Consider the following 25,593-nt stretch of genomic DNA (forward strand, 5'->3'; position numbering starts at 1 on the left):
CTCAAATTGACTTTTAACTCGTCGTTTTGACGACAAAAACAGAAGCCCCGGCCGGTTTTAGGCCATTAGGGCATGTAACCGCTTCAGATTCCAGGCCATGCATACCAGGTTCCATTCACCGCGAACGGATTCCACCCCGCGAAGGAGGAACTGACGGAATCCCATGACTGCCTTGATGAGGCCGAACACCGGCTCGACCGTGCATTTTCGTTTGGCATAAAGAGTTCGGCCCGCCTGAGTCTGTAACCGATACTTCATCGTTTCGACCGCATCGGCGGTCTCGGCTAAGGGGGCAGGTTCGGAGAAACGCTCTTTAATACTCGGGTAATGTTTGTCGCGATGGGCGCTGATGAAGGGAAGAATTTGTTCTCCCTGGCAGCTCTCGACGTTGGCTTGGCTGAAGTACCCGGCATCGGCCAGCAGGCTGTTCACCGTCCCCAGTTGAGCGGGGAGGGTTTTTAATGCTTCAAGGGCGGGTGCGATTTCCAGTTTGTCATTGGGGTTCTGGCTGAGGTGTTGGCCAACAATTAGCATGGTTTCAATATCGACACTGGCCTTAAGCGTTGTAGCACTGCTCAAAGCCACCACCGGAGACCGGCATGATCCGTGATTCGTCATCGGTGAGATTGACTTGGTCTTTGTCCCTCGGCCTCGGAACGGGCTGCTTGGGCTGTTTGCCGCCGGGCTTCTTGCCGGTGGCTCGTTCTTTCGCCTTGCGTTCGGCCAGTTTGTTTTCGTACTCGGCCTGCTCCTCGGCGTGATGTTCCGCGGCCCGGCGTTCGATTTCAGCCTTGGCTTGAGCGATGGCGCTCAGGCGTTCTTCGCGACGCTTCAGTTCGGCGGGGATGTCCAGACCGTCCGGCAACTCGCTGTTATCGGCCTCTTCGGCCTGTTGTAACAGCTCTTTGACTTCAGCCTTGAGCTGAGCCTCGAGCTGGACGGCGTATTTCCAACTCAGAGCCCGATGCTTGGAGGCATTGGCCTTGATCTTGGTGCCGTCGAGACTGACTTTGCCGAGCTTCAGGCAGCCCATCTGCTGGGCGATCAGGAGAATCTGAACAAACAGCGGTTCCAGCAAGGAGAGAAACCGCTTGCGAAACGTCGAAATGGTGTCGTGGTCGGGATGATCGTTTGCGGCGATATAGCGAAAAGCGACGGAATCATAGGTCGCTTGCTCCAGTTTACGGCTGGAGAAAACCCCCGTTGCATAGCCGTAGAACAACAGCGCCAGCAAGATCTCGGGATGATGGGCCTTGGAACCGCGACCGGCATAGGCAGATTTGATCGCGGTCAGGTCGAGCTGTCCGACGATCTCGACCACAAATCGGGCCAGATGCCCTTCGGGCAGCCAATCCTCCATCGATGGCGGCAGCAGGAAGAGCGTGTCTCGATCAACTTGGCGGAAGATATCACTCATGGAAACGTCACCTTCGCAGGGATTTTCAACTCCCGGCGAGTTTATCATTTTACGGACCAAAAGTCCGACAGACTGCTAGGGGCGGGAGGGGTTAAGCTTGGATAACAAAAGCTCAGCCTCTACCAGCAAACTGGCTGCTTTGGTAAAGGTATGACATCCATTATGAACCGAATCAGGCTGCCGGATCATCACCACCATAACTTCTTCCGTTGCGGCCGCTTTAAGTTTTTCTTCGACCCCGCCGCAGATACCGCTGTCTTTACTGACCATTACGCCGATTCCAAGTCGGCGCAGCAGATCACGGTTCTGCTCGACGCTGAAGGGACCACGCGCGAAAATGCACGCCTTTTTCGCAAGCCCTGCTGCTTCGCAGGCCGCCTCTGACTCGGCATGGGGAAGCACTCTGGCGTACAGGGGAAGACTGCGCGCTTTTGTTGTTGCAACATAAGGTTCAAGGTTGCGTGAGCCGGTGGTCAGCAAGATCGTTTTGTCGAAGGACGCTGCGAGCTTGGCTGCCTCTTCGTGACTGTCCACATAATATAGCCCCTGTCCAGAAGCACTCAGGGAGGCGCGCCGGTAACAGAGACAGGGAATACGCGTCAAACTGGCGACTTGGGCAACGGTTGTATGAAGTTGTTCCGCAAAAGGGTGCCCAGCATCAACAAGCAGCCGGATGGCCATCTTTTTCACCAAGGCCAGCATGGCGATCTCATCCAGTCGACCACGAATATGTTCGATCAACGGGTGGCTGCCTACATTCAGTGGCACATCCGTCGCTGTCGACACCAGTACCGGTTGGCCCAAGCTGGCCAGGGCGGTTGCTAGCTCAGCTGTTTCTCCAGTGCCGCCGAACAGCAGAATCACAATCCATAGCCCCGCGGCGTGACCATCCGCCTGCCAATCAAGCAGGTCGTGCTGTTGCCGATGATCACCAGCGAACTCATCCCGATCTTCTCACCAAGAAAGTGTCCCAGGTCACTGAAAACTAGGGTCTCCGTTCCCTCTCCGATAGAAGTAACTATGCCGACCGGTGTGGTTTCAGGCCGATGACGCAGGAAAATCTCGGCAGCCTGTTCCAGTTGCAGAACCCGCTTTTTGCTGCGCGGGTTGTACAGGGAAACAACCATGTCGGCGGCGGCGACCGCTTCCAAGCGTTTGACAATCGTTCCCCAGGAGATCAGCAGGTCGCTCAGACTGATGATGGCTGAATCGAGCATCAGCGGTGCACCCAGCCGCGCAGCTGCTGCTGAGGCGGCAGTCACACCCGGAACCACTTCGATGGGAATCTCGATCTTTTGAGCTGCGGCAATCTCCATGGCCAGCCCGGCCATGCCATAAATCCCGGCATCGCCAGAGGACACCAGCGCTACGTTTCGTCCTTGGGCCGCCTGTTCCAAGGCATAACGGCAGCGTTGCAGTTCCTGGCGCATGCCGGACGTGTACAGCTCCTGGTCGGAGTAGAGATCGGCGAGAGAGTCAACATAAGGGGTGTAGCCGACAACCAGCGAACAGGCGGCGATAGACTGCTCGGCACGCCGGGTCCGATCCAGCGGATTGCCGGGGCCTATGCCAATGACGAACAGTTTTCCCTGGCCACTGCGACGGTGATCCCGTCCAGAGCCTGCTTTTGTACGATTAATGATGTCCTCCATCCAGCCAGCAGTGCCGCCGGTTCAGCAACGGCGGGCAAGCCGACATTCCGCTCAACGAATTCAGAGCTGCTAAAATCAAAATGGCATGCGCGGATCGCGTCTCCCGGGATGATCCGCAGAGGAATATCAAGCTGTTCAGCGGCTGCTATAAGGCCTGCTTCATCCGCTTTGACACTGGCGGTTGCAATATAACGAACCCGGTCTATAGCGAGCTGACGGTCAGCGAGTACCTTCTCAACGGCAGCGATGATCGCTTGCGATTCTTTTCCGCGCCGACAACCGACGCCGACGATCAGATCTTTAACCGCTTCTGTGGTCGTGGTGATGACCGGTTTAGCATCGATGATGTTAGCGATCCGAATAGCCAACGCATTAGCACCCCCTTCGTGCCCGCTGAGCAGACTGATAACATGACGCCCTCCGACATCCGCGACGACGATTGCCGGATCCTTGTATTTACTGTCCGGACAACCGGTTAAGGAACGAACGACAACACCGCAGGGAGCGATATAGATCAGTCCATCAAACTTCGGGAAAAGCCGGGGAGTCAACTCCATCACGCGTGAAAAAGAGATCACGTCTTCAGCATTCACAGAATCATGAAGATAGATCTCTAGCTGGGCCATGTCCTGTTGCAGTTGGCGGCAGATTTTCAACCCCTGTGACGAGAAAGTGATCGCAGCGAGTCTCATTGACCTTCCCCCTGACGATAACCATGGGTGAAATGACGATGGTAGAGTTTTGAGACCGGGATATCACGTGACAATGCCTGACCCACAACGATCATCGCGGTTTTGCGAATAGCTGCCGTTGCAACTTTGGCGGCGATATCCTTGAGCGTTCCGCGAACAATCTGCTGGTCAGGCCATGAGGCGTGAAAAACAATGGCTGCCGGGCACTCTTCGCCATAAAAGCGCGCCAGATTTTTGGCCACTTCGTCCATTTTATGGACGGAAAGAAACAGACACAGGGTCGAACGACTTTGAGCCAGCACCTCCAGTTTTTCCTTTTCAGGCATCGGGGTCCGTCCGGAGGTACGGCTTAAGATGATCGTTTGCGAAACTTCCGGTGCCGTCAGTTCGGTACTCAGTGCAGCAGCTGCGGCCTGAAAAGAACTAACCCCCGGAACAACCTCATAGTCAATGCCGAGGCGATCAAGACTGTTCATCTGCTCGCGGATGGCACCGTAGATCGAAGGGTCGCCGGTATGCAGTCGGACCAGATCTTCCTGCTCATCTCTGGCCTGAATGAAGACCTCCTCCATCTCTTCCAGAGTCATCCCCGCAGAATCGTAAAGTTTGGTTGTTTCAGCACACTCAGTGACAACATCGGGACTGACAAGAGAACCGGCATAAATACAGTACTTGCAGCTTTTCAATAAACGCTGTGCCTTGAGTGTCAGCAACTCCGGATCCCCGGGGCCGGCACCGACAAAATAAACTTTCATTGTTCTCCATTTTGGTTGTGAACAAGGATAATCGCCAGGTTGCCAGTCTTTGCCTCGGCTCCGCGCAGGTTGCGCAGATCGATCTCAACATGTTGCTCCGGCAACCCGGCTCGCGCGACAAAAACAGAGTGTTCGATCAGTCCTTTGTCCTCCAAGAGATTGATGATCTGCGGCAGATGGCGGCCGATCTTCATCAACACCAGGGTTCCGCCTCGTTCGATGGCTGTTTGAACCTCTGCCAGAGCAGTGACGCTGGGAATAATGGTGACCGGCAAGGTTCCCTCCCCGACGGCAAAAGAGGTCAAAGCGGCGCAATGCGCATAGGCACTGACCCCTGGAACGATGTCGATGGGAATGTCCGGCCATTGCTTGCGCAGCGCTCTGATCAGGTAGATCGCGGTGGAGAAAAGCAGAGGATCTCCCAGCGTTACGAACAGGGCATCTTCACCTCGACGCAGTCGCTCTATGATCTGCCGTGCCGTTGCCTGCCAGTGCCGTTGTCGCGTGGCCGAGCTTTCCCCGAGAGAGAATTCAACCTTGAAGATCATGCAGTCCTGCCCCGCATACCGCCTGACAGCCTCTTCCACCCATGTCTGACTGGTCAGGCGGGAAAAGGGAACATAGACCAGCGTCGCCAGGCGCAACAGGTTGACAGCCCGCAGGGTCAGTAGATCCGGATCTCCCGGCCCCAGTCCGACGGCATGAAAAGTGCCCGAATTCATCCCAAAAGTCCTTCTTTGAGCAGGAACAGGATCGTCCGCGACGGCAGCTCCGTCATCCTCAGCTCGGTGCTGTCCGCAAAATAGTGGATGCGTTCATTCTTCAGGGAGAGGTTTTCGCAACTGACGACCATATAATTCTCCGGCAGTTTATCCCACTGCTCGGCAACCCAGGCAACCGCCTGACTGCAACCCGCTAAAATGGCTGTCTTGTCTGAGTCGGCTAGTCGCTCACTGCTGATTTCCGGCAGGTGGCCGTGAGCACTGAGAATAAGCAGATTGTCCCAGCGCAGCATCAGCCGGGCACAGGCCAATTGCAGGGAACTGATCCCGGGGATGACCCGGCAATTGTCACGCCCGAACCGTTCGATAACCAGTCGTGCCAGGCTGAACAGACCGGGATCACCGCTGACCAGGATACAGACACGCTGGTCGGTCAGTTTTTCAAATTGGTCGAGCACCCTGTTCATCGACCCTTCCACGACGATTCTGCTCTCTGTACCGGGTGGAAACAGGGCGAGCAGGTGCTCCGTTCCCACCAGCAGTTCAGCTTGATCGATGATTTTTGTTGCCACGGGGTTCAGGTAATCGGGATGCCCTGGTCCGCAGCCGACAATGTGGATTGGGTTCATGTTTTGCTCCAGGTGGAGAAGTCTCCACGGCGACCGAGAATCTCTCCCTGCAGATTGATCAACACCAGCGCCAGTGACTGGATACCTGGATAGCAAGCACTGATTTTACTGTGAATCCGCTCTGCCAGCAGATCACCAAGCCGGTTCCGTTCCGGCCTTTGCAGCGCGCTCATGAACAATTCCTCGACCGTATTGATTTCGCTGCTCACTGTCAAGGAGAGCTGTTTCCCCAAGGCAGCGATATAGGGAACCGCACTTTGCGATTGCGCCGAATGCGTTTGCCACTGCTCCATGGCAAGTTTGCCGAGTTTGCCCGAATGGCCGACAATGAGAACATGTTTAACGGAATACTTCTCTACCTCTCCGAGCACGAAGCCCCATTCGTTGCTGACATCAATAACCTGTTCCGCATTGACGCTAAAGTGTTGCAATGCCGCCTTGTGTCCCATGTTGCCGGGGACCAGAACCAGATCTTTCAGTTTGGCGGCGGCAGCGATGTCGAGGGCGCATTTGAGTGCATCTCGCAGAGCTGGGGCACTGAACGGCCTCACCCGCCCAGTGGTCCCGAGGATCGAGATGCCACCAACGATCCCCAGGCGGGGATTAAAGGTTTTCCGCGCCAACTCCTGTCCGGCCGGGATCGAAACCGTGACGTCGAAACCGCGCGGGCTGACTTCAGCGAGAGCCTGCACGATCATGTTTCTTGGTCCGGGGTTGATGGCCGGCTCTCCTGGGGGAACGGCCAAGCCGGGCTTGGTGACCGTTCCCACGCCGGGCCCGGCAAAGAAACGCACCGCGTCCATCTGATTGTAACGGATCTGGACAATAACATCGTTGCCATCAGTCACATCCGGATCGTCACCGGCATATTTTACGGTAATCGCGCGTGCCGTTTCAGCGTCGGCGTCCAGAATTCGCACGGCATGGATCAGACGATCACCATCCGGCAAGGGGATTTCAACCTCACCCGGTTCGACTCCCTCGACCAGTTTCAGGGCTGCCGCTTTGGCCGCCAGCGCTGCGCAGGATCCGGTGGTGATCCCCCATTTCATCAGCTTGACTGCTCCTGCCAGGGACGCTGTCCGAGGTGAATGATCATGGTGGTCATATAGCCGAGTTCGTTCGGCTCCCAGCGGCTCAGATCGGCGATCTGTAGCTCCTGTTTCCCCTGTCCTCCGGCGCTAACCAGGCTGGCCCGCTGCAGCAGGTCATGTTTGCGCAACAACTCCAGCAACGCCGGCAGATTTCCGGCAGCCTTGAACAGCACCAGGGTTTCGCATTGGTCTAGAGCCTGTTCAACGGCCTCAAGATCGGTCGCCGACATGATCAGCAGGCGATCCTCCTGCAGGGCCAAAGGACGCTGGAAGCAGCTTGCCACCAGTTGAAATGCGCTGATGCCCGGCACCAGATGAATTTGCTCAGGATTGAGTTTATCCGCCAGAGCTTCGGTCAGGCAGGAACTGGTAGCGAAAACCAGAGGATCCCCCAGGGTGATCTGCACCACAGCCTGCCCGTCGCTGCAGCGGCGCGCGACATCCTCTGCGATCTTCCGCCAGTGCGCCTGGGTTGCGCTGCTGTCGCGTTGCATCGGGTAGCGCGTCACAACGAGTTCCTGCCCGCTGAGGAAGGGCTTTGCCGCGTTCAGAGCCAGACTATGCGTTGATTTTTGCGATTGCGGCGCTAAAATGACATCTGCAGATTCTATCAGCCGCGCTGCCCGTAACGTCAGTAAATCACTGTCTCCAGGTCCGACACCAACGGCGTAAAAGTGCCCGGCTAGGGCGAAGGATTCAGCTGACTGTTGTGACGGCCTCTCTTTCGCGAAACGAATATCTCTGTTCATCGGCTTTCCAACTGCGCCAGCACTTTATCGAGATGGGCGAAGTAAATTTCCAGGATGGACTTGTTCCAGCCCAGTGAAGGGACGCATTCGGCATGATTGGCCGAGATGATGTTTTTCCAACTGCCTTCATCATCTCCCATCACATCGTTGAGGACGTGATCGCCGGCAACGATCATCAGCGGAACGAAACGTACGGAGCCATGCTCTGCAGCCAATGGTTTGATCTTTTCAAGCGGTTCGGTACCTGGGTCCCCTTCGACACTGGCAACCACCAACCGGGGATAACGTTGTTCGATTTTTTCGGCCAGAGTCAGCAGGCGTTCGTTGAATTCTGGATGATGATCGTTCCCATGGGCGACCAAGACCGTCGGCTGAGTCGCATCGATTTGCGAGGCAAGCGCTGTGATGACCGTTTCGACATCTTCGTCACTGGTCATCAGGGCGTTCCCATAGGCCACCTGTAGTCCGCTCAGGTCAAGATCGAGTACGCGCCGGTATTCCTGGCCGGGGACCACGTGCAAACTTTGAAAAGCTATCTTGCTGACCCCCTCGCTGCGTAATTCATCCACCACTTCGCCAACATAACGGGTTGTGATACCGAGCTGCTTCAGTTTATGGATGATTACCCGCGAGGTAAAGGCCCACTGGATGTCGTATTTAGGATAGCGTCGGCAAGCATGGACATAGATGTTATCGAAAACTCTGCGGGCTGAGTCGACGGAGGTTCCGAAGGCAACAAGGACGATGGTCGGTTTGGCGGCAGCGGCGGGATTCGGGGTACTCATAGGTTTATTCTCCACGGATTTCTCGTCGGTCTGATTGTTTAAGCGGCAATGCCGCAGAGTGCATGCAGGGCAGCTACAGCCAGAGGGCTGCCGCCGCGTCGCCCGCTCAGCACGATATAAGGCAGGCCTGTATCCATCAGTTCCTCCTTACTTTCCAAGACATGGACAAAACCGACCGGCATGCCGATCACCAGTGCCGGGCGAATGTTTTCCTCAACGGCCATGCGGTTCAATTCCAGCAAAGCAACCGGCGCATTGCCGATCAGCACGATACCGCCATCGAGTTGTTTCCCGGCCTTGCGGATGGCGAACAGAGAGCGTGGAAGGCCGGTTTCCTTCGCTTCTTCCGCGACGTCCTCATCGGCTACATGACAGAGGATCGCCTCGCGACTATATCCTCGATTGAGTTGCTGCAAGCGGGGCAGGGACAGTCCGGAGCGGATCATGTTGCTGTCGACATAAATCGCTGCGCCCTGTTTCAGCGCCGTGCATGCGGAACGGATTGCTTGTGGGGAAAAGCGGATCAGTTCGGCCATGGCGAAATCGGCCGTCGTATGAATCAACCGGCGCACGACCTGCCATTCTTCAGCGGAAAAATCATGCGCGGGCGCCTCGGTATCGATGCAGCTAAAGGAACGCTCCTCGATCTCCGCTCCGCTTAAGGGGTTGTCGAGCAGCTGATAAATCAATGGTCTGTCGTTCACTGTTTTCCCTTTTCGTCACGGTTATATAAGGTTTTGTGAATTAGCGCCCACAACAACCGTCATTGTCTCATTTTCTGCATAAAATACTTTACCGCCTTGGGATGTGACGCCAGGTGGAGGTGGGCGTAGCTGGCCAGAACATTCCCCCGTTGGTAACCTTCCGCAGACACATTGCCGGTGCGGTTCTGTTTGACCCGGTAAACGGTCTTCCAGCCGTCAATTCCTGTGGGTGAATCTGTCAGCTCGGAATAATGGAATTCGTGACCGCGAAAGACAGCTCCGCTTTCTCCGAACAGGGAATCCTGCTCCAAGGTGACCTCCACATAGCCAAGGGCTTTTCGCTGCGGCAGCATTTTGGCCCAGACCGGGATCTCTCCGATGAGGGGGAATGTCCGCCCCTCCTGTTTGATTCCCTGCGACAAATAAATGAGCCCTCCACATTCGGCATAGAGGGGTTTCCCGCTTGCCGCGAAATCACGCATTGCCTGTAACATCGAGTCGTTAGCGGCCAACGTCTGGGCATGAACTTCGGGATAACCGCCGCCCAGGTACAGACCGGCAATATTGTCCGGCAGTTTGTCATCGCGCAGCGGCGAGAAAAAAACGAGCGTAACTTCCAGTTTCTCCAGCAGATCGAAAAAATCGGGATAATAAAACAGAAAGGCTTCATCCTGTGCCACCGCCAGACGCAAGTTTATTTCTTGAGCCGCTGTTCCTGCATGAGATCGCCTTGGATGACATGAGAGTGGTTCAGCCATCCTTGCCCGTTTCAGCAGCAGGTCAAGGTCGAGCTGCTGCTCGGCCGCCTGCGCCAGCAGGCGGATATCCTGCTCCTGTAATTTGAGTTCCGCGGCCGAAACCAGTCCAAGGTGACGGCTGGCAAGGGGTGGTAGGCTGTCGCGTAACACTCCGCCGAACAAAGGGGGAAGGGCGGCACTCTGCAGCGCTTGCGACAATAGTCGGGCATGGCTTATTGAGCCGCAGCGGTTTGCGATCACCCCGGCCAGCCCCACCTGCGATTCCAGTTCGTGATAGCCTTTGACCAGGGCGGCAAAACTGCGCGCCATGCCATGGACGTCGGCAACCAGCAGCACCGGAGCCTGCAGCCAGGCGGCAATTTCGGCACTGCTGCCACTCAAACTGTCGGTGCTGCTGCCGTCGAACAAGCCCATAACCCCTTCAACGAGACTGATATCGGCATTCACCGACGCCGCCAGAAACAGCTCTTCAATATAGCCGCGCTCACACATCCAGCCATCAAGATTGTAGCAGGGCCGGCCCGAAACCCAGCTGAGGTGCCCCGGGTCGAGATAGTCGGGCCCCACTTTAAAAGTCTGGACTTTCAACCCCCGCTGCTTCAAGGCAGCGACCAAAGCAAGAGAAAGGGTCGATTTGCCGACGCCACTCTGGGTTCCTGCGATCAGCAGACGTGGTCTGGAGGCAGCCGTTTGCACCATCAGTATTCGATCCCCTCGCGTGCCGGAACGCCTTGTTCCAGGGCATGCTTGTGTGGAACCATCTCGCTCACCGTATCCGCAAGAGCAATCATTGCCGCAGTGGCCCCGCGGCCAGTGAGTACGATGTTCACCTTGTCGGAAGATTGCCGCAGCGACTCAAGCAACGCTTCCTCTTCGACCAGATCGTGGGCGACCGCGCCGCAGATTTCATCAAGAATCAGCAGATCATAATCACTGCTTTGCAGTGCGGCCCGAGCCTGGGCAAGGCCCGTTTGCGCCGCATCCCGATGTTTCTGCCAGGCAGGATTGTCCGGTTTCGGCACGAAACCGAGGCCTGTCTGTCGCACCTCGATGCCCAGGGTTCTGCAGCTTGCCAGTTCGCCAGTCGTATTGTCGGACTTCATGAACTGCAGAATCAGGATCCGCTGACCGTGCCCGGTCGCCCGCAGGGCCATGCCGAAGGCAGCGGTTGATTTCCCCTTGCCGTTGCCGGTGAAAACAAGGATGTTCTTCGCCATTTATCCACCCCATATTCTCCATAGACAGATCATCAATAGCCCGGCGACCAGGGCACACAGGGTTGTCGCCTGCATCAGTCTGATCACCAGCGGAATATGTTTGGCCTGTAGGGTTTCTCCGGCATCTCCCATATAAGGGCGGAATGATTTTTTGCCGAAATAGCTGTTTTCCCCGCCCAGCCGGACCTGCAGAGCGCCAGCCATGGCCGCCTCGATCTGGCCGCCGTTGGGGCTGGGATGGTTGTTGCGGTCACGCCGGAAGATTCGCCAGGACTGCCTTCCGTCCAGACCGGTACAGACCGCGGCCAGAGGAACCAGCAGGGCACTGATCCGTGCGGGAAGAAAATTGACGACATCATCCAGCCGCGCCGCCGCCCATCCAAACTGCAGATAGTGCTCATTCTTGTAGCCGAAAGTCGAATCGAGGGTATTGACCGCCTTGTAGAACAGCGCCCCCGGCGCTCCGGCAAACAGGGAGAATAGCAGCGGCGCGGTCACCCCGTCGACGCTGTTTTCCGCTACGCTTTCGACCGTGGCGCGGCTGATTCCCGCCTCGTTCAGATTCTCAGTATCCCGCCCGACCAGCATCCGCGCCCGACTGCGGGCCGTTACCAGATCACCTTTTGTCAAGGGCCGGTAGACTGCCAGGGCGTGGTCCCGCAGATCCCGCATGGCGAGAGCGGTATAGATGAGCCAGATTGCAACCGCATTGCCGAACAGTGGATGCAGACGGCTGGCCGCGCTGCAAATCGCAACGGTTACGACGACCGTCATTCCCACCACCAAGACGACTGCAGCAATCCCGGCCCGGCGTTCCGGAAGCCTGGCCCGTAACGGATTTTCCAGCCACAGCGCCAGTTTTCCCATCCCGCGCACGGGGTGGGGGAGCCAGCGCGGATCTCCCAGCAGTTGATCGAGTCCGAGCGCAATCAGAATTTGCAGGTAAAACGGCATTACAGCCCCAAAAGCTGATAAACGCGATTCATGTCCAGCGAGGCCCGCACATGCCCGGCGAGACGATCCAGAGCCGGTTCCAGGTCGTAAACTGCCTGGATCTCAGTTAAAGGCTGTAAGCCTTTATGTTGTCGCAGGCGATTGAGGAACCAGCGCCTGAACCCGTCGGCATCGAACACCCCGTGAAGATAGGTGCCCCAGATCCTCTCATGATCCGGTGCACCGCTGCCGACCGGAGTTCCATCGTCGAGGGTGATGAGTGCTACAGCTCCCTGTTCGCTGGCGATACCGTGATGAATCTCATAACCGGTTAGGGTTTCCCCGGACGGGATATGTTGCGCCCGGCAGCGGCTGGTGATCTTGTGTGGCTGCAGCTGAGTGCGCATCGGCAGCAGATCCAGTCCACGACAGCAATCGCCCGCCGATTCAATGGCGTGAGGGTCGTCGATCTCCTTGCCAAGCATCTGGTAGCCACCACAGATACCGACAATTTCCACAGTGGCGGAATCGGCCAGATGTTGCAACGCAGCCGCCAGACCGCTGGAGCGCAGCCAGACCAGATCGTTGATCACGTTTTTGCTGCCCGGAAGAATCACAGCATCCGGAGTGCCGAGAGTCGGCACATCCGTCACCTTGCGGACCCGTACGTCCGGCTCCAGACGCAGGGCGTCGACATCGGTAAAATTGGAGATGTGCGGCAGGTCGATCAGGGCGATATCGAGGTCCGCCGCCGTCCCCCGTTGTGTTTCCAACCGGCCATCCTTGAAGTCGACGGAATCCTCTTCCGGCAGCCCCAGATTGGCCAAGTAGGGGACATTTCCCCAGAAGGGCTTGCCGGTATGCAGGGTTGTTTTGCTGAGCGCTTCGGCCAACAGCGAGGCGTCGCCACGGAAGCGATTGATGATGAACCCACGCACCAGGGCGCGTTCCCACTCGTTGAGCAACTCCATGGTGCCGACGAACGAAGCAAACACCCCGCCACGATCGATATCTCCAACCAGCAGAACCCCGGCTTCGGCGTGACGGGCCATATTCATATTGACGATATCCCGGTCTTTGAGGTTGATCTCAGCCGGGCTGCCTGCCCCCTCCAGCACCATCACCTGATTTTCCGCTGCAAGGCCGTCGTAACATTCTTTGACTTTGGCGAAAAGCGTTTCCCGCCGCTTGCTGTAATCGCGAAAATCCATGGTTTCCAGAACTTTGCCGCAGAGGATGACTTGGGAACCGGTGGCACTGCTTGGTTTGAGCAGCAATGGGTTCATGCGCACATCAGGATCAAGCCGGCAGGCTTGGGCCTGCAGCACTTGAGCTCGTCCCATCTCCCCTCCCTGAAACGTCACGCAGGAGTTGAGGGACATATTCTGTGCTTTGAACGGAGCGACCTTGATGCCGTCCTGCTGCAGGATGCGGCACATGGCGGCAGTTAGGATGCTTTTCCCGACGTTGGAACCGGTCCCTTGAAACATCAGCGCCGGGGTTTTGCGTGGCGACGCAGACAGCACAGGAAGCCGCAAGGTTGTGCGCATAGCATTGATCAGGCGCTTCTGGTCAGCATCGTTGCGCACGGCGATGCGCAGATAATCCTCCCCCAGACCGTTGAAATTCCTGCAATCCCGCAGCAAAATCCCCTGCTGCAGCAGGGCCTGCGCAAGGCGGGTGCCGTTGTAGCGGGGATGCTGGACTTTGACCAACAGGAAATTTGCTTGTCCCGGATATGGGCTGATGCCGTCAATGTCCGCTAACTCCGTAAACAATTTGCGGCGCTGTTCTGCCACATAGACACGCGTGCGTGGCAGAAACTCTCTGTCCTGCAAGGCGCGGACACCGACCGACAGCGCCAGATGGTTCACCGACCACTCGGGCAGCTGCCGCCTTACCGCGGCGATCAGCTCTGCTTCACCCAATAGATATCCGAGGCGCAGCCCAGGGATGGCCCAGCTTTTAGTCATTGACTGAACAATGAGCATATTGAACGGGCGCTGGCTCCGCAGCGTATACGGCTGTTCAACCAAATCAATGAACGACTCGTCGATAACGAATCGGACTTGCGGATGCGTTGCTGCAAGGGCGACCAGTTCCGTCACTGGCGTCAGCACACCGGTGGGATTGTTTGGCTGGCCCAACATTACCATGTCCCCGGCGCGCAACTGGTGCGACAGACTTTGCGTACAGAGAACAAAACCGTCATTGGCGGACGTGGGATATTCCAGAACCGGACAACCGGCTCGCAGGGCAGCCCTGGCGTAATCGATATAGCAGGGAACCGGCAGCACCATGCGAACGGCCTTCAGCGCTGCTGGCAGCTGATAAAGCAGTTCACTAGCGCCGTTACCGACCAGCACCTGCTCCGCAGATACCCCGTTGTCCGCAGCCAGGGCGTTACTTAATTCCGTTGCTTCGGGATCAGGATAGTGCACCAGAGATTCCACCTGGCTGCTTATCAGTGGGCGCAGCCAGGTGGGGAACCCAAGGGGATTGATATTGGCGGAGAAATCGACCAGTTCTTCCACCGGTAGACCGCTCAATTTTGTGGCCTGAAGCAGATTGCCGCCATGTTGAAGAGTATTGGACATCAGAGTGTTCCCCGGTGCAGCAATATCAGCAGAACCAGAGCAGGAATTGTTTCTGATAACTCACAGGCCGCACCAAGGGTATCACCGGTATAACCGCCGATCTTGATCCTGTAGTAAGCAGCCAGAGCATAACCGGCCGCGCCGCATATCAGAGTGATGAGCACTGCTACGCCAATAGGAACCAAGGTCAGGGCCACGCACACAAGGATGCCCAGAGCGACCAGAAGGCTTGACCTACGACCGGCGCCTTTGGTAAAGGCAGCGGTCCCTGCGGTTGGCCGCGCATAGGGGAGTAGACCGATCAGTTGCAGTATGGTGCTGCGTCCCGCCACAGGCATGAGAATCAGGGCGGGTGCCCGCCACGAAGTTGGTAAGGAAAACAAAATTGTCAGTTTGAGTGCCAGCAGGCAAAAGACTGCCATCACGCCCATCGGTCCACTGCGGCTGTCTTTCATGATCGTCAGCATGTTTTCGCGATCACGATGACTGAAAAAGGCATCCGCGCTGTCGGCTAATCCGTCGAGATGCAAGGCACCGGTCAAGGCAATCATTACTACTAGCAGCAGGCAGGATGCGACCGGCATCGGCAACAGCCAACGCAACAGCATGTCAGTGGTGGTCAGGATCAAACCTAGCAATAGGCCGACAACCGGATACCATGGCGGACTACCGCGCAGGCTTTGTTCGGCTTCGCCCCAATGGCCAGGCATCGGGATGATCGTTAGGAATCTGATCGCAGCACACAGCGCTTGCATGGCGATTTTTATTTGTCCGCCCGGGACACGGCAGCCTCGTCGAAGGTGGCCATTTCGGTGAGCACGGCAACGGCCGCCTCCACCAGATTCATGGCTAGGGCAGCGCCGGTTCCTTCACCAAGACGGAAATTCAGGTCAAGCAGAGGTTCTTTGCCAAGATCCGCAAGGGCGGCGACCTGACCGTATTCCACGCTCCGGTGCGCGGCAATCATGAAGTCTCGGCTCAAAGGTGCCAGGCGGGAGGCGACCAGTGCCGCAGCCGTGGAAATGAAGCCATCGACGACAACCGGCTTTCTTAAGGCAGCGGCACCGAGGATCAGGCCGGCGATTCCGGCGATCTCAAAACCTCCGACCTTGCTCAGCACATCGATAGGGTCATCAGCGTCCGGCCGATTCAGAGATATTGCCTTTTCTAAAATCTCGATTTTATGTTGGAGCTGCTTGTCATCGAGACCGGTGCCCCGCCCGGTTACTTCCTCCACCGGCTTTCGACACAGGCAGGCAACAATAGCGCTGCTCGGCGAGGTGTTGCCGATGCCCATGTCTCCTGTGCCGAAAATATCGGTTTCGGCGGCCAGTTCTAGAGCGACCGTGATTCCCGCTTCGAGCGCTTGTATTGCCTGGTCGCGACTCATGGCAGGACCCTCGGCAAAACTTCTGGTTCCTGCGGCCACTTTGTGGTGGAGAATACGTTCAGAGGGGAGTGTAGAAATATCCCCGGCCACCCCCATGTCGACGATGGTCAGATCCGTTCCCGACTGGCGTGCGAGCACGTTGATGCCGGCGTGTCCATTAAGAAAGCCGCACATCATCTGTAACGTAACCTCGGCCGGGAAAAGGCTGACACCGGTTTCAATGATGCCGTGATCGGCGGCCATCACCACAATCCGTTTGCGCACGACCGGTGGTCTCATCGAATCCGTCATGGCCGCGAGATCAAGAGCAAGGTCCATGACACGACCGAGTGCCCAGTGCGGCATGATGAGTTGATCAAGGCGTTCTTTGGCACGCTTACGGAAGTTGGCATTGCCGCCGCTGATTCTGTCAATGGTATCCTGCAGTAGAGTCATGTTTAGCTCCTGTTCAAGGGAACGGGGCGACCGGAAACCATGAAGATTGCTTCTGTCGCGGCTGCTGCGACCGTCTGATTGCAACGGCCAACTAAATCGCGGTAAAGCCGGGATGCGCTATCCGTTGGAACCAATCCCATTCCCAGTTCGTTACTGACAACAATCAAGGACTTACCGCACTCTTGCCAAGCACGAACGAGTCTGCTGCTCAGTTCTGTCATATGCTGTTCAGTTATTTCTAGTTTTTCCTGCTGTGCCCGGTAAAATAAATTGTTAACCCACAAGGTCAGACAATCGATGAGTAAAACATCAAACTCATTTCCCGCTTGGCGTACAGCCTCTATCAGTTGCTCCGGTGCCTCGCGAGTTTCCCATCCGCGTCCCTGTCTCTCAAAGCGGTGACGTGCGATGCGCTCGTTCATTTCTTTGTCAATGACCGGACAGGTTGCAATATAAACGCGTCGACCGTTCAGTGCTTCGGCCCGATATTGGGCATAACGGCTTTTCCCGCTACGACAACCGCCACTGATATAAATCAATTCACCCATAGGACCTCTACTTGCACCTAAATCCGTAAGATCACAATCAGAAAAATTTCAGTGAATGAAGATAAATTACTGATTTTTAATTATTATTTATGCCATCATCAGCCCCCCTAAAACTCACTTGGCAGGTGAATTCATATGAAATATTTGATCATTGAGAAGTCCAAAGACGAGGTCTATACCTCTTCATTTCGGGCTGGCACTCATCGGTTTATGCCTGAAGCGTTTTACCAGTTTGACCTCGCGGGTTACGGCTGTCTTTTTTAACTGAGAGACGGCCATTGTCCATGCCAATGTAACTGCGGATGGGATTGTCCTACCGTCGGGTCGTTCGGATCATCAAGCTCTCCACCGACAAAAAAGCCAGGGGCTGCTGGAACCCGAGATCGAGTTGGAAGGCTGGTGGACCACCCTGAACCTGCCCGCCGAAAAGATCATCGCCCTCTATCAGGATCACGGCACCAGCGAGCAGTTTCACAGCGAACTCAAAACCGACATGGATCTGGAGCGCCTGCTCTCAGGCAAATTCGAGGTCAACAGTCTGGTAATGAGCTGCGCCGCGCTCGCCTACAACGTCCTGCGCTACATCGGACAACTCGGCCTGCTCGGCGACAAGACCCCGGTGCGGCACGGCGCCAAACGGCGGCGGCTCAAGACCGTCATGCAAGAACTGATGTATCTCGCCGCCCGGCTGATCGAGACCGGCCGGCGCTTGCGACTGCGCTTCAGTCGCCACAGCGGCCTGAATTTCGAAGGCTACGCCGGAGTCTACCGGCGCCTGGCCTACGAATAGGGCATAAACCCGTAACGACAGATCCGGAAAAACATCCATCGGCAACCGTGCCCACGGCCCAGCTCGCCCGAAAAACGGCATTCGGACAGCATTTGAGGCCAAACTGTCAAAGATCGTCGCGTGGAGCGGAACACAGGAGGCCGTTTTTAGTTCAACCCACAACCCATGCCCCCGAATCGCCCCTCAGAAAGGGGAAACCCGAGGTGCAGGGGAAGGACTCACGGATTCAGGTTTGCCGAAAAGGTTATCGATGTTATCGGGCTGTACATGAACCCTCCCGACAGTATCGTTGTTTTGTCGGTGGATGAGAAAACCCAGATTCAGGCCCTGGATCGCACACTACCGATGCTTTCGTTGAAGCTCGGTCAGATTGAGCGGTAAACCCATGGTTACAAACGCAACAGAACTAACGGGGCAAGAGTTTAACTCGATATTAGATCAATGTTGTTGACCTAGAAAACCTCTGTTGCAGGTTGATGACATCTCCGATGACCAGTAACGCCGGACGTTCAGCTTTCGCGGCATGTTTTGGGAGTTGTTCGATATTGGTGACAATTACCGTTTGATTTGCCCGTGTGGCATTCGAGATAATAGCGACCGGTCGTTCACCGTTGATTCCCGCGGCCAGCGCTAGCTGAGATATTTCCGCGGCAAAAGTAAGGCCCATCAGAATGATGGTCGTGTGCTGGGGAATTGTTAGCAGGGGCAGCCAATCGGTATTGAGTCTGGTGCCAGCCAAGTGGGCCGAGACGATGGAGAGGTTGGTGGCATAACCACGTGCCGTCGGAGGGATACCGGCGGAAGCGGGACCGGCGATGGCGGAACTGATCCCGTTGATCACTTCAACCCTGACTCCCCGCTTGACCAGAAATTCCATTTCTTCCGCGCCACGGCCAAAAATAAACGGATCGCCGTTTTTCAGCCGGGCGATTTTCAAGCCCTGTTGTGCCCTGTCCCAGAGGAGGTCATTAATCTGTTCCTGACGGACGCTGTGATGGCCTTTTTGTTTCCCGACCGGGATCTTTTCCGTGGAATCCGGCACCAGAGCCAGAATGTCATCCGTGAGCAGATGGTCATAAAACACCACGTCCACCTGCTGCATGGTTTTGTAAGCTTTCAGGGTCAGCAGATCGGGGGCGCCCGGGCCGCAACCGATGAGATAAACCGTGGCCAGATTCTGCAGGCAGTCTGCTACGGTTTTCTCCGGAGTGATGAGATCCTGCTCACGACCCCGCTTAGTGTGTTCGATGAAGCCGTTCAGGTCTTCCGGGATCATGGTCGCGATCCGGTCCTTGCCGACCTGGCCGATCACCGGGCTGGCGCCGTCGGTGGAAACGGCGATTTTCAATCCACCCCGATTCGCCATGACAGAAAAATAAAAGTCACAGAGATCCGGGCGTGAAGCACAATTCAGGAGAAAAAAACGCTGTTGCTTTTCCTTGCCCAGCATCTCCAGAACCTCGCTGCTCCCGGTGGCATCGACGACAATGTTCGCCTGACCGAGGTCCGCAGGAACAATCCGGCGCTGTTCGACGGGAACGTCGAGATCAAAAATGCGTTCATCGACGAGTTCTGCAATCACCCTAAACGGGATAGTATTTTCTTTCAAAACTTTCGCCTTGCGGGATGCCGTCGCTCCACCGCCTAGTAACAGGATCTCCTGACTGGTCAGCAGAATGGGGAGGGACCCAGGCGTCTTACCGCTATTCTTCATATAATTGCGTTTCCTTTTAAGACAGCACAACGGTCTGTCCGGCGACTTCATGAAGCGTCAGCGGGGTGCCGTAGGCACGGCTCAGCAGATCATCGTCAAGGTTCTGCCGGGTGCCGCTACTGAGCAGCTTTCCCTGATCCAGCAGCAGGAAACGGTCGGCAAAGCGTAGCGCCAAGTTGAGATCGTGCATACTGAAGATGATCGTCATTTTAGAAGAATAGGCACAGTTGTTTAAAAGCTTCATGATCTCCAGTTGATTCTTCAGATCAAGGTTGTTGGTTGGTTCATCCAGAAGTAGTATTTTTGGTTTTTGCACCATAGCGCGGGCGATGATGATTTTTTGCATTTCTCCACCGCTGAGATCGGTAAGCCAACGGTCGGCGAAGAAGGTCAGCCCCATGTCTACCATGACCTGCAAAACGATATCTTCATCATTCCGGGTATAATGGAACTTGCTATAGGGCGTTCTGCCGATCAACAGGTAGTCGAAGACGCGGAGCCTGGCTGGCTGGTGCAGCTGACTCACATAGCCTGTCGTTTTTGCGTAGTCTGCTCTTGTGATGTTTTCTTGGAGATTATCACCAAGCAGGATGCGGCCCTCATCCGGGCTGAGAAGTCGGCCGATTAACTTCAGTAGGGTCGTTTTCCCAGCCCCGTTCACCCCCAGAAGAGCCGTCAGTGAGCCAGCAGGAAACTCAACATTGATTTCATCCAAGACTAGGCGCGAACCATAGCTGAAATCTAAATCTGAAGCTGTTATCTCCATCGCCGCTGACCACCAAACAACAGAAAAAGAAAAACTGGAGTCCCCATAAAAGCAGTAATGACCCCGGCAGGTAACAGGATCGGTGAAAGCAGGGTGCGTCCGACCAGATCGGCCCACAACAGTAGGAGGGCTCCAAGAAGAGTCGCTACCGGCAGGAGGATATGGGACTGTTCCCCAACCAACCGCCGAGCGATGTGCGGAGCCACCAGACCAATAAAACTGATGACCCCGAAATAGGTGACAATGATTGCCGTCATCAGGGCGGCGAACGAGATGCTCAGTAAGCGGGTACGGATGACCGAAACCCCGAGTGTCGCGGCGGTATCCGATCCGGCAAGCAGGGCGTTGAACTTGACTGTTTGCAGTGCAAGATAAAAAAGTCCGCAGCCGACAAGCAGGGCCATAACCTGTAATTCGGCCCAGCTGGCTCGACCGACATCGCCAAAAGTCCAAGAGATGATGCTTGAAAGTTGGGTTTCGTCGGCAAAATATTGAAGAACGGTGGTTCCAGCCATAAAAAAGGCACTCAGGGCGACACCTGCCAACACGATGGTCTCATGACTCGCACGGTAAATACTGGCTAGGACAACAATGCAAATCGTCGTTAACAACGAACTGCCGAAGGCAAACAGGCTGATCAGATAGGGGTGCCGGCCGAGCATGGCCGTCTGGTTACCGACCCCGGGATCGAGCAGGCCGAGAAAAATTACCCCGCAGGCAGCGCCGAAAGCCGCCCCTTGTGATATACCCAAGGTCGACGGCGAAGCCAAGGGGTTGCGCAGAGTCGTCTGTAGGACCATACCGGCGGCAGCAAAACCTGCTCCGCCGAGCAGCGCACCGCAGATCCGCGGCAAGCGCAACTGCCAGACAATCTGTTGCGTCAAATTATCTTCAGCCAGAAAGAGACTGCGCACGGCAGTTCCCATCCCCACTTTGGAAGCCCCACTGCAAAGCGCCAGCAGTACGGTGATAAGCAAAAAGACTATGATGGTACCGAGCCACAGATGACGTCTGCGGCTCAGCCGTTTATAGGCACTGATCGATTTTTGCATCAGTTTGCTTCTATTGGTCTAAAACCGCCGAAAATACGAAACATTTCTGCGTACAGAGGTTTGCCGACGAAAAACCGGTACCAGTCATCCGCCATGGCCGGCACATCGATATCGGCAAACTGCTCAGGAAAGAGGACCGTCCCCATGTAGTAGGTTTCGGCCAGCACAGTATCTGGACTGGCGGCGTAATAATGGGGAACGACCCCGAACACCCGTCTGTTTACAACGGCTTTCATATGACGATAAATCGGTTTTTTCAGATCCTGCAGGGCAAGTTCAAGTCCGCTTTCACAGATAAACAGGGTTTCCGGGTCAGCTTTCAGCAGAGTTTCCGCGTCGATCAGAAAGCGCCCCTTGACGGAATTTTCGTTCGCCTGGGCTGAATCCGCGATATTGTTGATGTCAAGCAGCAAAAAAGGAGGGTAGGCCGCACTGGTCCCGGTCAGGCCGTGAGCAACGCGAAAATTCATTCCTCCGACGTAGACAGATGGCTTCTCAGGAATGTTCTGCACACGCTGACGCAGATCGGTCACAGCCAGATCAATACGTTTTATGATCTGTTCGGCGCGCTGCTCACGGCCACAGACGGTGCCGATCAACCGCAACGATTGATAAAATTTGCTCCGCCTGTCAGCTAAATCGCCATTGTCGACAAACAACACCGGTGTGCCGGTTTTCTGCTGCAGATTGTTGGCGAAGCGAACATCGCCGCTGCCGGCAAAAATAACGTCCGGTTTGACCGCTAACAGCCGTTCCGGGTCGGGCTGGTTGCGGCTGCCGATTATCGGCAGTTCCCCCAGTTGGGGATGGGCCAACCGATATGAGCGCCCGACCGAGCCCAGCCACTCCAAAGGACGTGCTTCCAAATCCTCAACTCCGACCACCTGATCGCAGAGTTGCATGTAGCAGACCGTCCCCAGGGCTCCACGCAGAGCGACAATCCGTTTGGCCGGTGCCGCAAAGGTGACCTGTCGGCCTTTGAGATCGGTTACCGTGAGCGGGAAGGCTGCGTCGGCAAAAGCCGGATGCGGCAAGTCAAATACAAGAAATAGTGCAATTATCAGTAGTGCACTTATTGCTTTGTTCATATATGAATCCATGCTTTCTTCGCGCCTGTTCAGGTCAGAAGCTGAATTCCGCCGCTGCAATGACGTTGACACCAGTTCCGGGAATGAAGTCTACGTCTTCCTTGCGCAGATGCGACAGATAGTATTTGTCAAACAGGTTTTCCACGTTCAGCGTCAGTCGCACATCGTGCAGAATATTCCCGACCGCGGGAAAATCGAGACCGGTACGCAGATTGGTGATGGCGTAACCCGGGGTCTCCTCTTCGCTTGGGCCCGGCTGGTTCTGAGCAGCGAAAAAGTTGCTGGACAATTCGACCCAGTAATGTGCCGTGTTGAACGCGGAATCCTTCCAGCGCACGCCCAAGGTTCCGTTCAGCGGCGGAATATTGTTGAGACGGTCGCCGCTGTCACGGTCTTTGCCGACCACGCTGGAAATGCTGCCGAACAGGGCCAGTTTCTCGGTTAAACAAAACTGGGTTTCGCCGTCGAAACCATAGAGTTCGGCGTTCTGAACATTGACGTATTTGACGGCATCAATCCCATTGAAGGTGCCCGCCGGTTCCGTATCAATAAAATCATCGACCCGGTTATAAAACAGGTTGAAAGAGGCCTGAAAAGCTGAATAGCGGACTTTGCTGCCGATATCAAAACTGATCGAAGACTCCGGATCGAGATCAGGATTGCCGAGCATGATCCGGCTGCCACCGCCGCGGGTTGAGAACAACTCAAAAATATCCGGTGCACGGAATCCACTGCCGACATTGGCGGTCAGATGAAGATGCTCAGTCAGGGCGTAGAGCAACCCGAGATTAAAGGTGGCGGCGCTGTCCTGCGCATCGTCGAACTTGTTGATCTCCTTACTTGAAGAGGTCAGCGCCCCTGAGCCGTTGTACTGTTCATCCGTCAGGGCAATGTCGTCAGCATTGGCCTCGAAATGGTCAAAGCGCCCACCGGCCAGCAGGGTCAGCTTCTTTCCCAGCTTAGCTTCGTCCTGAATGAAAACACCGATGTGGGTACGCTCGCCGTCCGGAACTGGTTGAAAAGTCAGCCGCCGGGCCAGACTGTTGTTGCTGTTACGTCTGCTCAGCTGCACTTCACTGGAGTCCGTCGCTTCGCACACCACCTCAAGGCCGGAGATTAGGCTGTGATTCTCTCTGACCAGCATCAAGGCCTGTATGGAACCGCCGAGCGCGTAAGTCGCGATATCATTTGATTTCAGTGCAGTTGCTGTGCCGGTGGAGTTTGGCCAAATGCTTTCGAATGAACGATCTTGGTCGACGGCATAGATTTTGGCTGTCAGTTCCTCGACAAAACCCAGTCCGCTGCCCTCATAGCCGAGCTTGTAACTGCGGGTATCAAAGCGATCAAAATGGGAATAGTCGGCCTCAGGGTTTTTTTGCGGTACGCCCATGTCGGTGATGTTGTTGATCCGCAGAGCCGTGGTCACATTGTGACTGTTATTGAGTGCATAACGCGCTTTCAGATCGATATTGCGGCTTTCAAACTGCGAATTGCGGACATCGTCGTCATTGCCGTCTTCATAGTCTTCCATATCACGGCCCGAAACGCCGAGGAGCAATCCCAGACCATTGCCTCCGGCAGCCAGTTCGTAGCGTCCGAACGAGCCGTTGTCAGCACTGGAATAGCGGCTCTTGAGTGTGCTTTCCATTTGCCATTGTTCGCCCTCGGCAAATTGAACTTCTCGGCTGATGATATTGATGACGCCGCCTAGGGCATCGGTGCCGTAAAGTGCAGAAGCTGGTCCCTTGACAACCTCAATCCGCGCAACTGAGCCCATATCCATGAAGGGAGTCAAGGGCATCCGCCCCGCCCACAGATTGGTTTCACGATCTCCGTCGTGGAGTACCAGCACGCGGGTCTCTCCCAGCCCGCGGATTATAGGGGTGGCTTCCCAGGAGCCAGCCTTGTCGAGAAAAACACCGGGAACGTCGGCGATAGCATCAGCGACTGATGCTGGCGCGGTTTCCTGAAGACGCTGTTCATCAACTGTTGAGACAGGTGAGGGAACTTCGAAGGTAGGATCTTCAGAGCGAGTTGCGGTAACGACCACAGTATCAAGCATATGCACATTGCCTGTGGCGAACACGTTGGTTGCGGACAACAGCAGACAGCAGCAGGAAAAGAGGGGGAGGATGATGGTGGTGGTGAAGCGGTTAATAAATGACATAAAACCCTCCCTGATCATGCCAAGAACAAATAGACTTCAGAGAGAGCGAACCCGCGACAAATAAAAAACCCGGAGCCAAATATTGGCTCCGGGTCACCCATCTGTACCGGTAGCGATTCTCAGCCTTACTTCCCCTTGGGGTGAGAACTTCGAATTGCAGCAGGTATTCTGACTTCCGGTTCGTTCGCCGACGATGCCTTCCCGGAGTCATCCAGTGGCTTAAGTCTCGTCATTGTCCCCGGTTACAGTGGTGGGTCCGTCCCCGACTTTCACAGGGTTCCCATTTTCATCCCGAAGGAACTGCAATCCTTACATATGAATGTCGGAAGGCTACCAACGGAAGCCGATTCCAACATTATTTTTGTGTATTTCTATCTAACGATGGCCGTTATTGTCAATAAAAATATTTAAATATAGGGTATTTTTGATCAAATCCAATTCAACTATTTGAGGGTAAATCATTAATCTATCGTGCTACTCAGTCTTTATCCCAAATCCGCGAAAGCGGTTTGCGTAGACCTCTTCGCTGCCTCTGAAAGGTGTTTTTAAGGGGGCAACCCCGACGAATGAGCCTGATTTTTCGTAACTATTCACCTGCCAGCGACAGGCCATCGGATTTTGGTCGCACGTCACCATCCGGCGACATGAAATCCGGCTGCTTGCCTTCGAACAGTAGACGCAAGGCTTCGGCGGCCGTGATGCCGTTTTTGCGGCAGGTCGACAGGTAACCACGAACTCGGCAGAAGATCTTGGCCCCCTCCCAAGAGCGGAAGCATCCGGAGATTTTCTGCTGAACCTTGGTCATCCTAAGATCGTTTTCCGCTTGGTTGTTGGAGAAGGGGACGTGGGCTTCGACCATGAATCGCAACACATCCTCTTCGTAATCCCGCAAGCGCTCCAGCAGGTTTCGGGACTTGGATCGGGCCAGACGGCCCCGTT

At 55.7% G+C, this 25,593-nt stretch carries 23 protein-coding genes, 3 pseudogenes and 1 riboswitch; of the genes and pseudogenes, 2 read left to right on the forward strand and 24 right to left on the reverse strand.

The genetic code is table 11. The features are described from left to right. Positions 1-57: 57 nt before the first annotated feature. The 18 genes and pseudogenes from RBR25_RS12240 to cobU all read right to left on the reverse strand — a co-directional run bounded on the left by RBR25_RS12240 (position 58) and on the right by cobU (position 17,077). Positions 58-1,417, reverse strand: a pseudogene (locus RBR25_RS12240) (IS1182 family transposase). A gap of 75 nt (positions 1,418-1,492) precedes the next feature. Further along, positions 1,493-2,281: a precorrin-6A reductase gene (gene cobK, locus RBR25_RS12245; RefSeq protein WP_432819840.1), complete on the reverse strand. Its 789-nt coding sequence runs from the start codon at positions 2,279-2,281 to the stop codon at positions 1,493-1,495. Beyond that, positions 2,278-3,069 carry a precorrin-3B C(17)-methyltransferase gene (cobJ, locus tag RBR25_RS12250; protein WP_432819841.1) on the reverse strand — a complete coding sequence of 264 codons (792 nt, stop codon included), beginning with the start codon at positions 3,067-3,069 and terminating at the stop codon, positions 2,278-2,280. The genes cobK and cobJ overlap by 4 nt, the downstream gene beginning before the upstream one ends. Continuing rightward, positions 2,982-3,761, reverse strand: coding sequence for a cobalamin biosynthesis protein (locus RBR25_RS12255; protein ID WP_432819842.1), 780 nt, complete (start codon positions 3,759-3,761; stop codon positions 2,982-2,984). The genes cobJ and RBR25_RS12255 overlap by 88 nt, the downstream gene beginning before the upstream one ends. Then, entirely contained in the window at positions 3,758-4,516 is a 759-nt protein-coding gene (gene cobM / locus RBR25_RS12260; protein ID WP_432819843.1) for a precorrin-4 C(11)-methyltransferase, read from the reverse strand. Before cobM ends, RBR25_RS12255 begins: the two co-directional genes overlap by 4 nt. Next, a complete protein-coding gene (gene cobI / locus RBR25_RS12265; protein ID WP_432819844.1) occupies positions 4,513-5,238 on the reverse strand; it encodes a precorrin-2 C(20)-methyltransferase in 726 nt (241 codons plus the stop codon). Before cobI (RBR25_RS12265) ends, cobM begins: the two co-directional genes overlap by 4 nt. Further along, a complete protein-coding gene (gene cbiE, locus RBR25_RS12270) occupies positions 5,235-5,867 on the reverse strand; it encodes a precorrin-6y C5,15-methyltransferase (decarboxylating) subunit CbiE (RefSeq protein WP_432819845.1) in 633 nt (210 codons plus the stop codon). The genes cobI (RBR25_RS12265) and cbiE overlap by 4 nt, the downstream gene beginning before the upstream one ends. Continuing rightward, complete coding sequence (gene cbiD / locus RBR25_RS12275) at positions 5,864-6,919, reverse strand: cobalt-precorrin-5B (C(1))-methyltransferase CbiD (protein ID WP_432819846.1); 1,056 nt, start codon at positions 6,917-6,919, stop codon at positions 5,864-5,866. The genes cbiE and cbiD overlap by 4 nt, the downstream gene beginning before the upstream one ends. Beyond that, positions 6,919-7,710, reverse strand: coding sequence for a precorrin-2 C(20)-methyltransferase (gene cobI / locus RBR25_RS12280; RefSeq protein WP_432819847.1), 792 nt, complete (start codon positions 7,708-7,710; stop codon positions 6,919-6,921). The genes cbiD and cobI (RBR25_RS12280) overlap by 1 nt, the downstream gene beginning before the upstream one ends. Next, positions 7,707-8,495, reverse strand: a complete 789-nt coding sequence (locus RBR25_RS12285) for a sirohydrochlorin cobaltochelatase (protein WP_432819848.1) — start codon at positions 8,493-8,495, stop codon at positions 7,707-7,709. Before RBR25_RS12285 ends, cobI (RBR25_RS12280) begins: the two co-directional genes overlap by 4 nt. Positions 8,496-8,533: 38 nt before the next feature. Beyond that, on the reverse strand, positions 8,534-9,199 hold the full coding sequence (locus tag RBR25_RS12290; protein WP_432819849.1) for a precorrin-8X methylmutase: 666 nt from the start codon (positions 9,197-9,199) through the stop codon (positions 8,534-8,536). A 59-nt stretch (positions 9,200-9,258) separates the two neighbouring features. Further along, a complete protein-coding gene (locus RBR25_RS12295; RefSeq protein WP_432819850.1) occupies positions 9,259-10,656 on the reverse strand; it encodes a cobyrinate a,c-diamide synthase in 1,398 nt (465 codons plus the stop codon). Then, positions 10,656-11,174, reverse strand: coding sequence for a cob(I)yrinic acid a,c-diamide adenosyltransferase (locus RBR25_RS12300; RefSeq protein ID WP_432819851.1), 519 nt, complete (start codon positions 11,172-11,174; stop codon positions 10,656-10,658). Before RBR25_RS12300 ends, RBR25_RS12295 begins: the two co-directional genes overlap by 1 nt. Beyond that, the gene (gene cbiB, locus RBR25_RS12305) at positions 11,175-12,128 is read right to left on the reverse strand and encodes an adenosylcobinamide-phosphate synthase CbiB (RefSeq protein ID WP_432819852.1); all 954 of its coding nucleotides are present in this window, start codon (positions 12,126-12,128) and stop codon (positions 11,175-11,177) included. It abuts the gene before it with no gap. Beyond that, positions 12,128-14,704, reverse strand: a complete 2,577-nt coding sequence (locus tag RBR25_RS12310; RefSeq protein ID WP_432819853.1) for a cobyric acid synthase — start codon at positions 14,702-14,704, stop codon at positions 12,128-12,130. Before RBR25_RS12310 ends, cbiB begins: the two co-directional genes overlap by 1 nt. Beyond that, entirely contained in the window at positions 14,704-15,459 is a 756-nt protein-coding gene (gene cobS, locus RBR25_RS12315) for an adenosylcobinamide-GDP ribazoletransferase (RefSeq protein ID WP_432819854.1), read from the reverse strand. The genes RBR25_RS12310 and cobS overlap by 1 nt, the downstream gene beginning before the upstream one ends. An 8-nt stretch (positions 15,460-15,467) precedes the next feature. Further along, the gene (cobT, locus tag RBR25_RS12320) at positions 15,468-16,529 is read right to left on the reverse strand and encodes a nicotinate-nucleotide--dimethylbenzimidazole phosphoribosyltransferase (protein ID WP_432819855.1); all 1,062 of its coding nucleotides are present in this window, start codon (positions 16,527-16,529) and stop codon (positions 15,468-15,470) included. 2 nt (positions 16,530-16,531) lie between these two features. Continuing rightward, a complete protein-coding gene (gene cobU, locus RBR25_RS12325) occupies positions 16,532-17,077 on the reverse strand; it encodes a bifunctional adenosylcobinamide kinase/adenosylcobinamide-phosphate guanylyltransferase (protein WP_432819856.1) in 546 nt (181 codons plus the stop codon). A 311-nt stretch (positions 17,078-17,388) separates the two neighbouring features. Here cobU and RBR25_RS12330 point away from each other — a divergent pair. Beyond that, positions 17,389-17,867: pseudogene (locus tag RBR25_RS12330) on the forward strand (transposase); the annotation flags it as partial. Between the two features lie 231 nt (positions 17,868-18,098). After that, positions 18,099-18,245, forward strand: a pseudogene (locus tag RBR25_RS12335) (IS630 family transposase); the annotation flags it as partial. Positions 18,246-18,300: 55 nt separating this feature from the next. On the opposite strand, the gene cobA reads toward RBR25_RS12335, so the two are convergent. From cobA to RBR25_RS12365, 6 genes are all read right to left on the reverse strand, one after another. After that, positions 18,301-19,581, reverse strand: coding sequence for a uroporphyrinogen-III C-methyltransferase (gene cobA, locus RBR25_RS12340; RefSeq protein ID WP_432819857.1), 1,281 nt, complete (start codon positions 19,579-19,581; stop codon positions 18,301-18,303). A 16-nt stretch (positions 19,582-19,597) separates the two neighbouring features. After that, entirely contained in the window at positions 19,598-20,347 is a 750-nt protein-coding gene (locus RBR25_RS12345) for an ABC transporter ATP-binding protein (protein WP_432819858.1), read from the reverse strand. Further along, on the reverse strand, positions 20,338-21,399 hold the full coding sequence (locus RBR25_RS12350) for a FecCD family ABC transporter permease (protein WP_432819859.1): 1,062 nt from the start codon (positions 21,397-21,399) through the stop codon (positions 20,338-20,340). The genes RBR25_RS12345 and RBR25_RS12350 overlap by 10 nt, the downstream gene beginning before the upstream one ends. Beyond that, positions 21,399-22,487 carry an ABC transporter substrate-binding protein gene (locus tag RBR25_RS12355; protein WP_432819860.1) on the reverse strand — a complete coding sequence of 363 codons (1,089 nt, stop codon included), beginning with the start codon at positions 22,485-22,487 and terminating at the stop codon, positions 21,399-21,401. Before RBR25_RS12355 ends, RBR25_RS12350 begins: the two co-directional genes overlap by 1 nt. A gap of 34 nt (positions 22,488-22,521) precedes the next feature. After that, positions 22,522-24,654 (reverse strand): TonB-dependent receptor, encoded by a 2,133-nt coding sequence (locus tag RBR25_RS12360; RefSeq protein ID WP_432819861.1) that lies wholly within the window; start codon positions 24,652-24,654, stop codon positions 22,522-22,524. 141 nt (positions 24,655-24,795) lie between these two features. After that, positions 24,796-24,974, reverse strand: a riboswitch (cobalamin riboswitch). A 266-nt stretch (positions 24,975-25,240) separates the two neighbouring features. Beyond that, positions 25,241-25,593, reverse strand: a 353-nt coding sequence (locus RBR25_RS12365) for an IS66 family transposase (protein WP_432819862.1), incomplete at its 5' end; no start/stop codon positions are given.

The organism is Trichloromonas sp., from assembly GCF_034006665.1.
Taxonomy (GTDB): domain Bacteria; phylum Desulfobacterota; class Desulfuromonadia; order Desulfuromonadales; family Trichloromonadaceae; genus Trichloromonas.

What these genes read in the sequence shown, in the direction of transcription:
- RBR25_RS12255 (WP_432819842.1), bottom strand. Translation starts at nt 3,761, where the DNA reads ATGAGACTCGCTGCGATCACTTTCTCGTCACAGGGGTTGAAAATCTGC.
- RBR25_RS12345 (WP_432819858.1), bottom strand. Translation starts at nt 20,347, where the DNA reads ATGGAGATAACAGCTTCAGATTTAGATTTCAGCTATGGTTCGCGCCTA.
- cobM (WP_432819843.1), bottom strand. Translation starts at nt 4,516, where the DNA reads ATGAAAGTTTATTTTGTCGGTGCCGGCCCCGGGGATCCGGAGTTGCTG.
- cobT (WP_432819855.1), bottom strand. Translation starts at nt 16,529, where the DNA reads ATGACTCTACTGCAGGATACCATTGACAGAATCAGCGGCGGCAATGCC.
- cobU (WP_432819856.1), bottom strand. Translation starts at nt 17,077, where the DNA reads ATGGGTGAATTGATTTATATCAGTGGCGGTTGTCGTAGCGGGAAAAGC.
- RBR25_RS12310 (WP_432819853.1), bottom strand. Translation starts at nt 14,704, where the DNA reads ATGTCCAATACTCTTCAACATGGCGGCAATCTGCTTCAGGCCACAAAA.
- cobI (WP_432819847.1), bottom strand. Translation starts at nt 7,710, where the DNA reads ATGAACAGAGATATTCGTTTCGCGAAAGAGAGGCCGTCACAACAGTCA.
- cobS (WP_432819854.1), bottom strand. Translation starts at nt 15,459, where the DNA reads ATGCAAGCGCTGTGTGCTGCGATCAGATTCCTAACGATCATCCCGATG.
- cbiD (WP_432819846.1), bottom strand. Translation starts at nt 6,919, where the DNA reads ATGAAATGGGGGATCACCACCGGATCCTGCGCAGCGCTGGCGGCCAAA.
- RBR25_RS12300 (WP_432819851.1), bottom strand. Translation starts at nt 11,174, where the DNA reads ATGGCGAAGAACATCCTTGTTTTCACCGGCAACGGCAAGGGGAAATCA.
- cobA (WP_432819857.1), bottom strand. Translation starts at nt 19,581, where the DNA reads ATGAAGAATAGCGGTAAGACGCCTGGGTCCCTCCCCATTCTGCTGACC.
- cbiB (WP_432819852.1), bottom strand. Translation starts at nt 12,128, where the DNA reads ATGCCGTTTTACCTGCAAATTCTGATTGCGCTCGGACTCGATCAACTG.
- RBR25_RS12295 (WP_432819850.1), bottom strand. Translation starts at nt 10,656, where the DNA reads ATGGTGCAAACGGCTGCCTCCAGACCACGTCTGCTGATCGCAGGAACC.
- RBR25_RS12350 (WP_432819859.1), bottom strand. Translation starts at nt 21,399, where the DNA reads ATGCAAAAATCGATCAGTGCCTATAAACGGCTGAGCCGCAGACGTCAT.
- cobI (WP_432819844.1), bottom strand. Translation starts at nt 5,238, where the DNA reads ATGAATTCGGGCACTTTTCATGCCGTCGGACTGGGGCCGGGAGATCCG.
- cbiE (WP_432819845.1), bottom strand. Translation starts at nt 5,867, where the DNA reads ATGAACCCAATCCACATTGTCGGCTGCGGACCAGGGCATCCCGATTAC.
- RBR25_RS12355 (WP_432819860.1), bottom strand. Translation starts at nt 22,487, where the DNA reads ATGAACAAAGCAATAAGTGCACTACTGATAATTGCACTATTTCTTGTA.
- cobJ (WP_432819841.1), bottom strand. Translation starts at nt 3,069, where the DNA reads ATGGAGGACATCATTAATCGTACAAAAGCAGGCTCTGGACGGGATCAC.
- RBR25_RS12285 (WP_432819848.1), bottom strand. Translation starts at nt 8,495, where the DNA reads ATGAGTACCCCGAATCCCGCCGCTGCCGCCAAACCGACCATCGTCCTT.
- RBR25_RS12360 (WP_432819861.1), bottom strand. Translation starts at nt 24,654, where the DNA reads ATGTCATTTATTAACCGCTTCACCACCACCATCATCCTCCCCCTCTTT.